Origin of the sequence: Cognatishimia sp. MH4019, from assembly GCF_020177595.1 — a bacterium.
In the GTDB taxonomy this organism is placed as follows: domain Bacteria; phylum Pseudomonadota; class Alphaproteobacteria; order Rhodobacterales; family Rhodobacteraceae; genus JAHTBL01.
Window position 1 is genome coordinate 19,048 of record NZ_JAHTBL010000002.1, and the last position, 14,928, is coordinate 33,975.

Annotated in this window: 12 protein-coding genes; 3 read left to right on the top strand and 9 right to left on the bottom strand. The window is 62.2% G+C overall.

Annotated features, from left to right (window positions below; all coding sequences use genetic code 11):
• Positions 1-116 precede the first annotated feature (116 nt).
• Positions 117-941: a serine protease gene (locus tag KUW67_RS03185; RefSeq protein ID WP_224823836.1), complete on the bottom strand. Its 825-nt coding sequence runs from the start codon at positions 939-941 to the stop codon at positions 117-119.
• Entirely contained in the window at positions 938-1,756 is an 819-nt protein-coding gene (locus KUW67_RS03190) for a serine protease (RefSeq protein WP_224823837.1), read from the bottom strand. The genes KUW67_RS03185 and KUW67_RS03190 overlap by 4 nt, the downstream gene beginning before the upstream one ends.
• A gap of 297 nt (positions 1,757-2,053) precedes the next feature.
• Here KUW67_RS03190 and KUW67_RS03195 point away from each other — a divergent pair, with 297 nt between their 5' ends.
• Positions 2,054-2,878: a DUF2189 domain-containing protein gene (locus KUW67_RS03195; protein ID WP_224823838.1), complete on the top strand. Its 825-nt coding sequence runs from the start codon at positions 2,054-2,056 to the stop codon at positions 2,876-2,878.
• A 19-nt stretch (positions 2,879-2,897) separates the two neighbouring features.
• On the opposite strand, the gene glcF is transcribed toward KUW67_RS03195, so the two are convergent.
• From glcF to KUW67_RS03210, 3 genes are read right to left on the bottom strand one after another with little or no spacing between them, the layout of a single operon-like run.
• Positions 2,898-4,298 carry a glycolate oxidase subunit GlcF gene (gene glcF / locus KUW67_RS03200; RefSeq protein ID WP_224823839.1) on the bottom strand — a complete coding sequence of 467 codons (1,401 nt, stop codon included), beginning with the start codon at positions 4,296-4,298 and terminating at the stop codon, positions 2,898-2,900.
• Positions 4,299-4,308: 10 nt separating this feature from the next.
• A complete protein-coding gene (gene glcE, locus KUW67_RS03205; protein WP_224823840.1) occupies positions 4,309-5,433 on the bottom strand; it encodes a glycolate oxidase subunit GlcE in 1,125 nt (374 codons plus the stop codon).
• Between the two features lie 12 nt (positions 5,434-5,445).
• The gene (locus KUW67_RS03210) at positions 5,446-6,894 is read right to left on the bottom strand and encodes an FAD-linked oxidase C-terminal domain-containing protein (RefSeq protein WP_224823841.1); all 1,449 of its coding nucleotides are present in this window, start codon (positions 6,892-6,894) and stop codon (positions 5,446-5,448) included.
• A 101-nt stretch (positions 6,895-6,995) separates the two neighbouring features.
• Between KUW67_RS03210 and KUW67_RS03215 the strand changes: the two genes are divergently transcribed.
• The gene (locus tag KUW67_RS03215) at positions 6,996-7,712 is read left to right on the top strand and encodes a DUF599 domain-containing protein (RefSeq protein WP_224823842.1); all 717 of its coding nucleotides are present in this window, start codon (positions 6,996-6,998) and stop codon (positions 7,710-7,712) included.
• Positions 7,713-7,748: 36 nt separating this feature from the next.
• Positions 7,749-8,099, top strand: coding sequence for a hypothetical protein (locus KUW67_RS03220; RefSeq protein WP_224823843.1), 351 nt, complete (start codon positions 7,749-7,751; stop codon positions 8,097-8,099).
• A 3-nt stretch (positions 8,100-8,102) separates the two neighbouring features.
• On the opposite strand, the gene KUW67_RS03225 is transcribed toward KUW67_RS03220, so the two are convergent.
• From KUW67_RS03225 to KUW67_RS03240, 4 genes are read right to left on the bottom strand one after another with little or no spacing between them, the layout of a single operon-like run.
• Positions 8,103-10,166, bottom strand: a complete 2,064-nt coding sequence (locus KUW67_RS03225; RefSeq protein ID WP_224823844.1) for a hypothetical protein — start codon at positions 10,164-10,166, stop codon at positions 8,103-8,105.
• A 49-nt stretch (positions 10,167-10,215) separates the two neighbouring features.
• Entirely contained in the window at positions 10,216-12,984 is a 2,769-nt protein-coding gene (locus tag KUW67_RS03230; protein ID WP_224823845.1) for a DUF4159 domain-containing protein, read from the bottom strand.
• Positions 12,984-13,859, bottom strand: coding sequence for a DUF58 domain-containing protein (locus KUW67_RS03235; protein WP_224823846.1), 876 nt, complete (start codon positions 13,857-13,859; stop codon positions 12,984-12,986). Before KUW67_RS03235 ends, KUW67_RS03230 begins: the two co-directional genes overlap by 1 nt.
• On the bottom strand, positions 13,856-14,863 hold the full coding sequence (locus tag KUW67_RS03240; RefSeq protein WP_224823847.1) for a MoxR family ATPase: 1,008 nt from the start codon (positions 14,861-14,863) through the stop codon (positions 13,856-13,858). The genes KUW67_RS03235 and KUW67_RS03240 overlap by 4 nt, the downstream gene beginning before the upstream one ends.
• Positions 14,864-14,928 lie beyond the last annotated feature (65 nt).

Here is a 14,928-nt window from a genome sequence, read left to right on the forward strand (position 1 = left end):
CGTTTATGTGCAGGCCTTCCGTTGTGGACAGGCCTTGTTTTCAAGGTATCGGACCCATCATTGGCATCCGATACACCTTATATTGGATGGGTGATTTGGCGTTTCAAGGGGTGAGTTTACGGCTTCACAAACCGGGCGCTGGAGCCTGCGTCAGACTGAGGCAAGCCCAGACGGCGGGGCATGACGCGTTCGGTTTTGGTGGTGGCGGCTTCGGTCACGCCACGCCCGCTGCGCAATTGTTGCTTCATTTCGGAGACCGCGCGGGGCAGTTCCATCCCGAAGGCCAGAACGTCGCCATTTTTATCGAGCCCACCGCGCGAGACGAGCGACACGATCTTGACGCGGTGACCGATCTTCTCGAACACAGGCGCGCCGCTGGAGCCGAAAGTGACATCACAGTTGAAGGCGATCAGCCCGTCGAACTTGCCGCGCATCCGGCATTTACGCTGCCATGACAGCGCTTCGTTCCGGCCCCGACCATAGGAAACGATGCTGATATCGCGGCTGTTGAGGGTTGGGTCAGCGACCACGAACGGGTCAGCGAGGCCCACATGAATAGGCGTGTCGAGTTGCAAAAGCGCCATATCGTAGAGCGCATTGTAGACGGTTGAGGGCGCATCGGGGTCGTAGCGTTCATGCACGGCGATGCGGGTGCCTTTCGCCTCGGCGATGGCATCACCGTCGCGGTAGCCCGCGCGGAATTTTACCTTGGCCGGGTCCATCGTGCCTTTGCCGCGCTGGGTGACGCAGTGGGCGGCGGTCAGGACCAGATCGGTAGCGATCAGCGCGCCGGTGCAGGTGCCTTTGCCTTGCATATCGAGACGGCCCACGGCCTCGTATCCAAACAGATCATCGCGGTCGGTCAGCCTGATCAGGCTTGAGTTTTGCGCCTGCGCGGTGGGGGCGATCAGACAGAGCGACAGGGCAAGCGCGCGGATCATGGCTTGGGGCTCACGAATTTCGCGCCGGTGTCGCGGCGTTCACCAGACATCAGAAGGCGGGTGGAGGTCGGGCGGATGCCTGCGACGGTGCCTTCACCATCGTCGAAGCGGGCCATAAGATCATCCATCGGGCCGTCCACCGCCATGCCAAGCGAGACCTTGCGGCCCTGCATTTCGGCCTTCGCCGACACGACAGAGACGATGCGGGCCGTGCCGTCGGTGACGCTGAAAATCGGCGCGCCCGAAGCTCCGAAGTCGACATCGCAGGACAGCACCAGCGTGGCGAAGCGGCGGGCGAGGACGGAACAGGTTTCCTGGATCGACGGGGCCTCTGCCCGGTCCTTGGCGTAGGAGACGACACCCACATCTGCGCCTTTGAGGGGCTTCTGGCCCATATCAAAGGGGATCACTTGGGTGTTGCGGATGGGCTGGCTGAGCTCGATCAGCGCAAGATCGTATTTGACACGCGCGCCTTGGTTCCCGGTCGCTTCGTAGCTGTAATCGGGATGCGCGAGGGTACGTTTGGCTTTGCGGAACGCGCTGGCAAAACCGTTGCGCCAGCCGGGACGAAATTCGATTGTGCCCGGATCAATGGCATTGCCAGCCTCGTCAAACAGGCAATGGGCGGCGGTCAGAACGACATTGTCACGGATCAGCGCGCCGGTGCAAAAGCCGTTGACCCCAAGGTTCAGACGGCCCACAGCCTCCCAGCCGCGGGTGTCGCCGCCGGTTTTCATCTGCTTGAGGCCGGTATCATCCGCCCAAGCGAAAACGGGAAGTGCGGCCAAAACCGCAGCAATAATCAAGGATCGCATGATCTGCCTGTCCTGCATCTGACGCGTCTGTTTCGACGCTTAATGCAACCTTAGGGCAAAAATGGGGCAGTCGGTAGATTAGTTTCGGTGCGCGGTTGGCGAGGTAAATGTCAGTTTCTGCGACGACGATCACTTTGTAACTCAAAGCAAATATCGGGGTTCAGGGGTGGGACCGCCTGCCCGACTTGCCCAAATGCACGCGCTCGTGGCACCCTAGGGCTGGACCAGCACCGCCTGTTTCGCCGCCGGATCAGCGGCCAAACGGGCCCGCGCCGACATATTGGGGAGGAGTTCTTCATGACGTCCAAAACCACCAAGCCGACACCGCCGGACGCTCTGCCGCCGCAACAACCCAGCATGCCCAAGATCAACAAGGTCACGGCGGAGGATATCACAGCGTCGCTCAAGGCCGGGTTTTCGGACTTTTGGGCGCGCCCGATCATGAGCGGGTTTTTCGGCCTCTTCTATGCGGTGTTCGGCATCCTTATGGTCTGGTGCCTTGTCTGGCTTGGCTATATCTGGATGCTCATCCCTGCGTTGGTCGCTTTCCCTCTGGTCGCGCCTTTCGCCTGCGCCGGGCTTTATGAAATGTCCCGTCGGTTGGAGAACAATGAGCCATTTGGCTGGGGCGATATCCTCACCGTGATGGCTGACCAACGCAAACGCGAAATGGGTTGGATGGCCTTTGTCACGCTCTTCGTTTTGTGGGTCTGGTTTTACCAGTTTCGAACTGTGCTGGTGATCGTGCTGCAGGATGCGTCTTTTTCGGATTTGGACGGGTTCATCCAAGCCGTGCTCTACACGCCGGAGGGCTGGACGTTCCTTGCGATTGGCACGGGCGTCGGCGCGTTTCTGGCTGCCGCCTTGTTCACGGTTACAGTGGTGGCCATGCCGCTGCTGCTTGACCGGGATATTGATTTCGTCACTGCCATGATCACGTCGGTGCGCGTCGTTCGGGAGAACCCGGTGGTGATGCTCACATGGGCGGGGATTATCACGGTGACCATGGTGGTGTCGCTTGTCCCGGCGTTTCTGGGGTTGATCTTCACGTTGCCGATCCTTGGGCACACCACCTGGCATCTCTATCAGCGGGCCGTTGTTTTGGATCAGGCTGCAAGGTGATCGCTGTGCCGATTTGGGTCTAGCGCAGGATCGGCACTTCAGGGGCGCGTTTGCCTTCGGCCGTCAGCGCAGGGGGTTGTGGCCCGCCCGTGGCCCAGTCGAGCAGTTCGACCGTGTGGACAATGGGGATGTCTGTGCCACCACCGATCTGCATCATACAGCCGATGTTGCCGGCGGCGATGATGTCTGGGTTTTTGGCCTCTAACGTATCCACTTTGCGTTTTTTGAGCTGCTTGGAGATTTCGGGCTGCATCAGGTTATAGGTGCCTGCGGAGCCGCAGCAGAGATGGCTGTCGGCAGGCTCTACCACTTTGAAGCCCGCGCGTTTGAGCAGGTCTTTGGGGTAGGTCTTGATCTGCTGGCCATGCTGGAGCGAGCAGGCGGCGTGATAGGCGACGGTCAGGGTGCCGGTGCCAACGGGTTTGGGCGGCACATCGGCGGCATCTGTGCCGGCGATGGCGGCTTTCGCGGTGTTCACAGCGGTAAATTCAGGCGCGCCTTTGGGCAGCAGTTCAATCAGAACCTCGGAGATATCCTTGGCGAGACCCGCGACGGCGGCGGCCTCCTTGGCGAGTGGTTCATTGCGGAACATGTGGCCATAATCCTTGACGGTCGTGCCGCAGCCGGAGGTGTTGATGACGATGGCGTCCAGCCCCTCGCCTTCGATTTCCTTGTGCCACGCGCGGATGTTCTTGGCCGCCGTCTTGTGGCTTTCTTTGGTCTTGCCCATGTGGTGGGTCAGCGCCCCACAGCAGCCCGCACCTTCGGCCACGACGACCTCTGCCCCGAGGCGCCGCAGAAGGCGGATCGTGGCGTCGTTGATATCGGTGTTCAGCGCCTTTTGCGCACAGCCCGTCATCAGGGCGACGCGCATTTTCTTCGGCGCTTTGGGCGCGAAGGTTTGCGGGTCGTCATTGCGCGAGACGGGCGGGATCGTCTTGGGAGCCATCTCAAGCATCGCTTTAAGACGGGCGTCGGGCATCAGGAACGCAAAGGGGCGACCGATCTTGGCACCCAGAAGGGCCAGACGGAAGCGCGTCGGATAGGGCAGGATCTGCGCGAGGATCCAACGCAATGCGCGGTCGCTGAAGGAGCGCTTGTATTTTTGTTCGATGTATTCGCGCGCATGATCAACGAGGTGCATGTAGTGCACGCCGGAGGGGCAGGTCGTCATGCATGCCAGACAGCTCAGGCAACGGTCGATATGCTTGACGGTTTTCTCGTCCGGGACACGCTCGTTTTCGAGCATATCCTTGATCAGATAGATACGGCCCCGGGGGCTGTCCAACTCATCGCCGAGCACTTGATAGGTGGGGCATGTGGCGGTGCAAAAGCCGCAATGCACGCAAGTGCGCAGGATTTCGTTGGAGCGCTGGATGCCGGGATCGGTCAACTGCTCGGGCGTGAAGGTCGTTTGCATATCGCGCTCCTCAGGCCATCAGGCCGGGGTTGAGAATTCCACTTGGATCGAACTTGGCGCGCAGGCCCGCGCTGATCTTGGCAATCGGTTCAAGCTCGGGGTGGAACACATCAAGCTTGGCGCGCGTGGCCTCGTCGGCGCGGATCAGGGTGGCGTGGCCTTGGGTGCCGTTCATCTTGGCGCGCAGGTCGGTGCCTTTGGGCATGACGGCCCAGATCAGGCCGCCGCCCCAGTCCATAAAGAGCTTATCCGTGCCGAGCTTGGCGGCGAGGGTCGCGCCGTCGGTGGGCTTGACCGAGATACGCCAGATGTCGCCATCGGCTTTCTGGAACCCTTCCACATCGCGGGACGCCGTCCAGATCTTCCCGGATTTGGCGGGGTCGGACTCAACGGTGATGTCACCAAAGGGCGCAAGTTCGTTCATCAATTGCTCGGCCCGGTAGGCGACGGATTTCTCGAAGCCTTCGATGCGCAGCATGGTGACCGCGCCATGGCCCATATCGGGCATATGGGCGGCGGCAGACACCTCATACGGGGATCCAAGCGCGGCAGACATGGCCTTGACCGCGTGGGCGAAATCAAGGCCATGGATCATCAGCGTGGCCTGCGTGTCGGTCTTGGGCAGCACTTTCAGCGACACCTCGGACAGGACGCCAAGCGTGCCGTAGCTGCCAGTGAGCAGCTTGACCAGATCATAGCCGGTGACGTTCTTCATGACGCGACCGCCGTTCTTAAGGATCGCGCCAGTCCCGTCGACAAACCGCACCCCCAGCATATGATCCCGGCACGCGCCTGCCTGAATACGGCGGGGGCCGCTGACATTGGCCGCCACGACACCGCCGATGGTTGGCGCGCCGGTCGTGCCAAGAAGGCCTCGGTGATCCATCGGCTCGAAGGCGAGGCGTTGGTTTTCCTTGTCGAGAGCGGTCTCGATCTCGGCCAGAGGTGTTCCTGCTTTTGCGACGATTGTCAGCGCGCCTGGCTCGTAAAGCTCGATACCGGACAGAGCTGAGGTGGAGAGCACTTCGCCCGCGACGGGATTGCCAATCGGGCGGGTGCCACCGCCGATGATGCGCAAAGGGGCTTTGGCGCTGGCGATGGCATCGGCCAGCTCGGCTTCGGTTTTAGGGGTCATTTTGTCGTGCCTTTACTCTGCCGCAAGGGCCATTGCGCGGCGGGCCTCGGAAGCCTCAAGCGGAAACACTTTGGCGGGGTTCAAAAGCCAAGTGGGGTCGAACACGTCCTTCACCGCCATCTGGTTCTCCAGATCATCCGCGGCGAACTGATCCACCATCAGATCGCGCTTTTCGATGCCGACACCGTGTTCGCCCGTCAGGCAACCTCCGACCTCGACACACAGGCGCAGGATGTCAGCGCCCAGCGCCTCGCAAAGCTCCAGATCGCCGGGTTTGTTGGCATCAAAGAGGATCAGCGGGTGCATGTTGCCGTCGCCTGCGTGAAATACATTGGCCACGTCGAGGCCGTAGTCCTTGCTCATCTCGCTGATACGCTTGAGCACGAAGGGGAGCGAGGACACGGGGATCGTGCCATCGAGACACATATAGTCGTTGATCTGGCCCATCGCGCCAAAAGCGGACTTGCGGCCCAGCCAGATTTTCGCGCTTTCATCGGCGGATTTGCTTTCGCGCAGCTCGACCGGATTGTGCTTGCGGGCGATCTGCATGATGAGGCCCAGCTGTTCGTCGATTTCCGCGTCGGAGCCTTCGACCTCGACGATCAAAAGCGCCTCGCACATCGGGTAGCCCGCTTTGGCGAAGGCCTCTGTCGCCTCGATGCAGGGGCGGTCCATGAATTCAATGGCGACGGGCAGGACACCGGCCTTGATGATGTCGGCCACACAGGCACCGGCAACCTCGTTGTCGTCGAAACCCATCAGGACAGGCCGCGCGCCTTCGGGCTTGCGCAGGATGCGTAGCGTGGCTTCGGTCACGACGCCAAGCTGACCTTCGGAGCCACAGATCAGGCCCAGCAGGTCCAGCCCGCCCGCGTCCAGATGCGCGCCGCCCAACTCGGTAATTGTGCCGTCCATCATCACAAGGGTGACGCCCAGCAGATTGTTGGTGGTGACGCCGTATTTCAGGCAATGCGCCCCACCGGAGTTCATGGCGATATTGCCCGCAATCGCGCAAGCCAACTGGCTGGAGGGGTCGGGGGCGTAAAAGAAATCCTCTTCTTCTACCGCGCCGGTGACGCTGAGATTGGTGCGGCCGGTTTGAACCTTGATGACACGGTTTTCGTAGTCGGTCTCAATCACATCGTTCAGGCGTGCCACGCCAAGGATGATGCTGTCAGCGGTGGGCAATGCCCCACCGGCGAGTGACGTGCCAGAGCCGCGCGGGACGACCGGCACGCCTTCTTCGTGGCAGATTTTCAGAATGGCGGAAACCTCTTCTGTGGAGGAGGGCAGCACGGCAGCCAGCGGCGGACACTTATAGGCGCTGAGCCCGTCGCATTCATACGCGCGCGTCTCTGCCTCGTCATGGATCACAGCATCCTTGGGAAGCACGGATTGCAACCGCTCCACGATCTTGGCCTTTTTCGACAGAATCGTGGCGTTCGGGGCTGGCATTTCCATTGTGATCTCCTCCAGATCAGGGCAGATGCAGGCTATTGGTAAATAAATATAACCAATTTCACGCATTGGCAAGAGATTCCCATCCGCGATACCGTGAGGCCATGACACTTGGTGACGTGCTTTCCCTATTTACCCTGTTTGATGCGGCCGCCGTGGGCTTTCTGATCGTCTCTTGGATCGGGATCGGGCTGGTCATCGAGAACCCCCCAAAAAACCGCCCGTCCGTGTCGATCCTGATGAAAGACTATCGCCGCGACTGGATGCACGCGTTTGTCACCCGGCAGCCCCGGATTTTCGATGCGCAGATTTTAGGCAACCTGCGCCAGGGCACGGCTTTTTTCGCCTCGGCCTGCATGATCGCGATGGGTGGCGGGCTGGCGCTGGTCGGCAACACGGATCGTTTGCTGGGCGTGGCCGAGGACCTCGCGATCGAGCGCGCACCTGCGGTCGTGTGGGAGGTCAAAATCCTGCTGATCCTGCTGTTCATCGCCAATGCATTTTTGAAATTCGTCTGGGCGCACAGGCTTTTCGGCTATTGCTCAGTCGTGATGGCAGCCGTGCCGAATGACGAGGCCGATCCCACGGCTTATCCGCGCGCGGCCAAAGCGGCAGAGATCAATATCACCGCTGCGACAGGCTATAATCGCGGCCTGCGGTCGGTTTATTTCGGGCTGGGGTCAGCCTTGTGGTTGATCGGCGCGCCTGCGTTGATCTTGGCCACATTGGTCACTTTGGGCGTCATTTGGCGGCGCGAATTTGCCTCGCGCTCCAGAAGTGTGCTTTTGGTGCAAGACACGGAAACCGTCACACAGAAGTGACGCGACAGGCCGCAACAGCGTCCCTATATAGCGCCCATGAGATACGTTTTTGCTTTCCTCGCTTGCTGTGCAAGCCCAGCCTTTGCCGACGACCCCGTGGTCGAAGCGGCGACGATTTCGATGTCCGGAAATACGGCTACGATCAGCGTGACGATCCGCCATGGCGATACCGGGTGGGATCACTATGCGGATGGTTGGGCTGTGCTGGCCCCCGATGGCACGCAGCTGGGATATCGCAAGCTGCTGCATCCCCATGAGAACGAGCAACCGTTCACGCGCAGCTTGTCTGGTGTCTCAATCCCGGCGGGGATTGATCACGTGCTGATCCGGGCCAATGACAATGTGACGGGCGCTGCCCAGGACACATACCGTCTCAACCTGCGCTAACCCCTAGCGCCGCCCCTCGCGCAGCCACGCGCCAATCATCAGGCTCGCTGCAATCAGCAGGAACAACCAAGCAGGCAGCAGCGATGTCACGGTGACATCGGCGGTCACATAGGCCTCGCGCGGGGTCAAGCCGATCCAGCCGCGCCCGGAGGCGGGGCGCCCGTCGCGGACATTACGCAGATCCGGCACGCCCTCTTCCAGCGCTTTGACACCGCCGCGCCGCGTCTCGACCAGCGGGGTCAGGGCGGTGCCATCGGCAATCGTGTTCTCAAACTCGCGCGGGGCCGAGGGGCCAAGGGCGATCACGGCCTCTTCTTCGCCATCGGTCAGGCGATAGAGCCCAATTTCAGGCCCTTCAAACTCGGCCTGCCAGCGACCGGGCGCGGCTTGTTCAAGTTGCACCACCACCTCAGAGCCATCGGGAAGCGTGACGGTCACATCGCCCACGCTGTCTTCCAAAGTGCGGCGCACGATGGTCATGCTTTGGCCATCGGGTTCCGCCCAAAGGGCTTCTTCCTCAAGCTGCGGCTCTTTCATCATCCAGTGCGCCAGACGGCGCAGCAGTTCAAGCTGCGGGCCACCGCCTTCATAGCCCCGGCTCCAAAGCCAGGCGTGATCTGACGCCATCAGCGCAACACGCCCCTCGCCTACGCGATCCAGCAGCAGAAGCGGCTTGTCATCCTGGCCGACCATGACAGTATTGCCGGCGCTTTCGGTCACATCAATCAGTCGGAACCAACGCCCCCAGCCGGGCGCGCCATCCTCACCGGGCGGCGAGAGCGCATCAAGCCCCTCGGTCACCGGATGCCGCTCGCCAACTTCTGAGATGCGCGGCAGGAAGCCTTCCTCGATCACGCGCGCGGTCGGACGACCGGGAATGATCTCTCCCAGCGGGGAGCGGAACAGGCTGTCGGCAGAGGCAAAATCGGGACCAGCGGCGATCAGCACCGCGCCGCCCTCTTCCACGTAATTGCGCACGTTATCCAGATAGATCGCAGGCAGGATGCCCCGCCGCTTGTAGCGGTCAAAGATGATCAGATCGAACTCGTCGATCTTTTCCAGAAACAGCTCGCGCGTGGGAAAGGCGATCAGGGACAGCTCGTCCACGGGCACGCCGTCCTGCTTTTCAGGTGGCCGCAGAATGGTGAAATGCACCAGATCGACCGAACTGTCAGATTTCAGCAGGTTGCGCCATGTGCGTTCGCCGGGATGCGGCTCGCCTGAAACAAGGAGCACCCGCAACCGATCCCGCACACCGTTGATCTGCACGACGGCAGCGTTGTTGCGGTCGGTCAGCTCACCGTCTTCCACAGGTACATTGAACTGGATGACGTTCATGCCGCCATGGGGGAGCGTCACGGGCAGCTCCAGCGTCTCGCCAATGGGGACGGTGAAGGGTTGCGGCTCTTCGCCATCGACGGAAATCAGGAGCTGCGCAGTGGCGGCCTCGGGCGCCGCACCTTGGTCTTCGATGCGCAAGGTCAGCGCGACGGGTTCGCCCAGAATGGCAAAGGCAGGTGCGTTCTCGATGACCAGACGGCGGTCCCAGTCATCCTCTCGCCCAGTCAGCAGAACATGCAGCGGGGCGGGTAAATCTGGGGCCCGTTCGAGGTCATGCAACTGGCCATCGGTCAGCGTGATGATGCCTGCGATACGCGCCTGCGGCTCTTGCGCCAGCGCTTCGGCAACAGCGCTCATCAGCAAGGTGCCCTCATCGCCTTGCCCGTCGCGCAGCGTGACAATCCGCAACTCGGTATTGGGACGCGCGGCAATCTCGGCCTCAAGCCCGGCCAACGCCTCGGCCACCTGATCGGGCCTGTCGGAAATGCTTTGAGAGGCACTTTCATCAACGACCAAGACGACAATATCGCTCAGCGGGGTCCGGTCTTCGTTCTGCAAGGACGGGTTCGCAATGGCAGCCAGCAACGCAATTGCGCCCAGCCCACGCAACCACCATCCCGCCAGCCCGCGCCATAGAGACAGGCCAACCAGCAGCAGCATGACGGCTGCGGCTGCATAGAGCACCGGCCACGCGACCAGCGGGTCAAAGATGACTTGACCGCTCATGTCGCTTCGCTTTTCGCAAATATCCGCGCCGCAGGCATCTGACCCATCCTCACTGCCCCAACCGATCGAGTAGCGCGGGGACATGGACCTGATCGGATTTGTAGTTACCCGTCAGCACATGCATCAGCAGGTTCACCCCGAAGCGCAAAGCAATCTCGCGCTGGCGCTCGCCCGCATAGCCACGCCCGACGGGAAACATCCGGTTGCCGCGCGCGTCTACGGCCCAGGCGGCGGCCCAATCATTGCCGCCGATCACAACCGGCGTCACACCGTCATTCAGATTGCGGAAAGGCATTCCTTCAACTTGCTCGGAATCAGGCGGCGCGGCCTCGACCCAGACGTCGCGGCTGGCGTGACGGCCGGGGAAATCCTGCAGCAAATAGAATGTACGTGTGAGGACGTGATCGCCGGGGATCGGCTCCAAAGGCGGCACGTCGAGGGGGCGGGCAAGTTGCTGCAACTTGCGTCCGATGGGGCTGGAGGCTCCAAAGCGCGCCGTGTCCGCGTCGCGGGTGTCAAAAAGGATCATGCCGCCTGTGCGCAGATAGCGGTTCAGCTTGGCGTAGGCCTCGTCACTGGGCAGGGGCTGATCCGCCGAAATCGGCCAGTAGAGGAATGGAAAGAACGACAACTCATCAGTCTCCAGGTTCACCGAAATCGGCTCTGCTGGCTCAATCGAGGTTCGTTGAAAAAGCGTCTGGCTTAACCCGCTCAACCCGGCAAGGGCCACCTCGTCAAGGCGCGCATCGCCGGTGATCACGTGGGCCAGGACGACCTCGCTTGTGGCTTCAATCGCAAAGCTTTCCTCTTGCGCGTCGGCCATGGGTGCGGCGAGGCTCAGCGCCGCGGCCACCGTTGCCACCATCGCAGCGCTTGCCGCACGCGGCCCGCGCAGACGGCCCGACAAGGCGAGCGAGGCGATCAGGTCAACCGCCAGAGCCAATAGCGCAGCCGCCAGGAGCAATCCTTTCAGCGGGGTTTCTTCCGCAACACTCAGACCCTCAACCGTGATGCGGGAGGGCCAGACGTCCCCGGCCAACTCGGTCTCGGCAGAGATGACATTCAGAGCCAAACGGCGGTCCGCACCTGCATAGAGCCCCGGCAGTAGGCCGACGCCTGGAACGCCTGCGGCCAGTTCGACCCCGTCAACGCCGGGCAAAACGCCTGCATCCTCGACCGATCCAAAGGCGGTCAGCACTCTTTCGGGCAGCCATGTCGTGCCTTCCAAATCCGCCGCATCCGGGGCTGCGGGGCGGGTCGATACGGCGAGCCGTTCGAGCATCTGTACGAAAAGACCCGACAGCGGCAAGCTGGACCATTCGGCGTTTGCTGTCACATGGAACAGCACCACTTGCCCATCGCCCAGCGCCTTGCGAGTGACCAGCGGCGTGCCGTCGTCCAATGCTGCAATCACGCGGGACGGTAGATCGGGATCGGGCTGCGCCATCACCTGCGCGTCCACGACCACATCGTCGCGCAAGGGCAAACCAAAGAACGGGCTGTCTTCGTCGAAGGCGCGCAGACCTTTGGGCTCGCCCCAAGACATCGCGCCACCAACTGTCCGCCCCCCGGCGCGCAGGCGCACGGGCATCAGCGGGTCTTCCTCGGTGCGGCTGACATCGCTGGCCGCCAAACGCGGCCCAGCAAAGCGCAGCAGCAAGCCGCCCTCTTCGACCCAACCGCGCAGATCAGCCTCTTCTGAGCCTGCAAGGCGCGCGACATCGGCCAAAACGATCACGTCAGGGTTGGCCAGAAGTAGCGTTTCCATCGGGCCGTCGATCAGGTCAGCGGTCGGTTCCAGCGCTTGTTCGAGGTAATGCAGCGGCGAGAGCAGTTCGAGGCCTTCGCGGTCTTCGCGACCCGCGATCAAAGCGACCTCGCGACGCTTGAGGCTGTCATCGGTCAGGCTGACCGCCCCGGCGGAGCGCTGGCCGATCACCTCGAACCGCGACACACGGTTGCGCAGTTCGGGGGGCAGCGACAGCTCCACCGTGGCGCGGGTTTGATCGGGATCGAAACGCAAAGGCACACGGGCCAGTTCACGCTCCACCCCGTTGGGATCAAGGCCGCGTGCGGCGATGGTGATATCGGCGCTGTCGCCGGGGACCGCGCGCAAGGCGGTCAGCTCAAGAACACCCTCGGCAAAGATGGCTGGGGCCATGCCATAGACAGGGCGCGGACTTTGAAAGACACGCACGTCGCCTTTCGCCTCAAGCGCGTCCAGCAAGGTGTCGCGGCCCGCATGGGCAAGCCCGTCAGACATCCAGATCGTCTCGAACGACTCCGGTTGAGAGCTGATCCAGTCGGTCACTGCAGCCATATCGGGGGCGAAGGGCGCGGGTGTCAGACCCGGCACGCGCGGCGCCCAGGATTCAGCGGTTTGAAAGGCCAGATCGCCCGGCAGCAGGTCGGTCGCAAGGGCGACGGCCACTGGGCGGCCTGCGCGGGTGGCCTCGGACAACGCCGTCTCGATGCGGTCCAGCTTGGCCGACCATGTGGGCGCGTCGGCCCAGCTTGCATCGGCGAGGATCAGAAGTGGGCCGGAGCCTGCGCGCTCTTCCTGCGGGTTCAACACAGGGCCTGCAGAACCGATGATCACAGCAGCAACCGCGAGGATACGCAGCAACAAGAGCCACCACGGGGTCTTGTCGGTCTGCGTTTCGTCATCTTCGAGGCCAAGGAGCAGCGCAACACCGGGAAAGCGGCGTTTGATGGGGGCTGGCGGCACAGCGCGCAGCAGCAACCACAGGATCGGCAGCACGATCAGGGCAAGCAGCAGCAGCGGGAACGCGAAACCTATCGGGCCAAGCATGAACATCAGTGCACGCGCTCCATTGCCGTATAAAGCCAAAGGAGCGCTGCTTGCGCGCTGTCGCCGGTGTGATGCGTGTGAAACTGCCAGCCGGTGGCGCGGGCGATGGCTTGCAGCCGATCCTTGCGTTCCGCAAGGCGGTCCAGATAGCGATCGCGCAGGTCGCCTGCTTTGAGCGTCTCATGGCGGACCGCGCCGGTCATCGACTCGAAGACGGTGCGGCCATCGAAAGGGAAGGCCTCTTCCTGCGGGTCGAGGATTTGCAGCAGCGCGCCTTTGACACCGCGGTCCGCGGCTTTGGCGAGCGCGGCTTCAACCTTGGTCAGGTCGCCCATGAAATCGGAGATAAAAACGGCACGGGAATTGGGGACCATGCCGCGCGCCTCGGGTTCGCCATAATCGGCATCCGAGCCTTCGTCGGACAGCAGATTGGCGAGGCGCATCAGTTGCGGCTCGCCAGACCGTGGCGGCGCATCGAAAGCGGTGAGGCCAACGCGTTCACCCCCGCGCAGCATGAGGATGGTGATGGCCATGGCCAGAAGCCGGGCGCGTTCGCCTTTGGTGGGCAGGTTCTTGTCGGACGAAAAGCCCATCGCGGCGGCGCTGTCGACCCAAAGCAGAACGCTTTGGGCGATCTGCCATTCTTTTTCACGCACAAACTGAGTGTCGGACTTGGCAGAGCGCCGCCAATCGACAAAACGCGCCTCGTCGCCTGCGTGGATCGGGCGGTATTGCCAGAACTCGTCGCCCATTCCGGCGCGGCGGCGGCCATGGTCGCCCAGCATGACGGTCGCAGCCAAATGCTCCGCCCCGACCAGAAGGGACGGGAACGGCGACGCCTGATCTTCGGCGCGGGCGCGAAGATCGGCGGCTTGGCTCACGCGGCGGCCTCGACCCGGGTGATGCTTTCTGCGGTTTGTTCGATCAGATCGCCCAGATTATCGCCACGCGCTCGGGCCGAGAAGCTAAGCGCCATGCGGTGGATCAGAACGGGGCGTGCCATGCGCACCACGTCTTCGGGCGACGGGGCCAAGCGCCCTTCAAGCAGCGCTTGCGCACGCACGGTCAGCATCAGCGCTTGGGCCGCGCGCGGACCAGGGCCCCAGCTAACAGTGTCTTTGATGATCTGCGGCGACTCGGGATATTCGGGACGGCAGGCGCGGACCAGATCAAGGATCATTTCGACCACGCCTTCGCCGACCGGCATCCTGCGCAGCAGCGTTTGCGCATCCAGCAGCTCTTGCGCAGTGAAAACGCCTGTGGATTGCGCTTCGTCCACGCCAGTGGTGGCGAGCAGAATGTCGCGTTCCGTGTCGCGGTCGGGGTAGTGGACGTCGATCTGGACAAGGAAGCGGTCAAGCTGGGCTTCGGGCAGTGGATAGGTGCCCTCCTGCTCAATCGGGTTCTGCGTCGCCAGAACATGGAAGGGCGTGCCGAGGGGGCGGTGTTCGCCCGCAACGGTAACTTCCTTCTCCTGCATCGCTTGCAGCAGCGCCGATTGGGTCCGCGGGCTGGCGCGGTTGATCTCGTCTGCCATCAGGAGCTGGCAGAAGATCGGACCTTCGATAAATTTGAACGCGCGCGATCCATCAGCGCCGGTTTCCAAAACCTCCGAGCCGAGAATATCGGCAGGCATCAGGTCGGGCGTGAACTGGATACGGTTGCCGTCCAGCCCCATCACGGTCGAAAGCGTATCGACCAGACGCGTCTTACCAAGGCCCGGCAGGCCCACAAGAAGCCCGTGCCCGCCGCACAAAAGGGCGGCCAAAGTCAGGTCCACGACCCGCTCTTGCCCGATGAAACGATTGGTGATGCTGGCCTTCGCCTGCCCCAGTTTTTCGCCCAGCGCTTCGATATCAGCGACAAGATTGGCGGCGTCGACCATGACAAAACTCTCCCGGTGGATATATGTCCTATGAAAGCATCTATGACGCGTAACACAAATGGCAA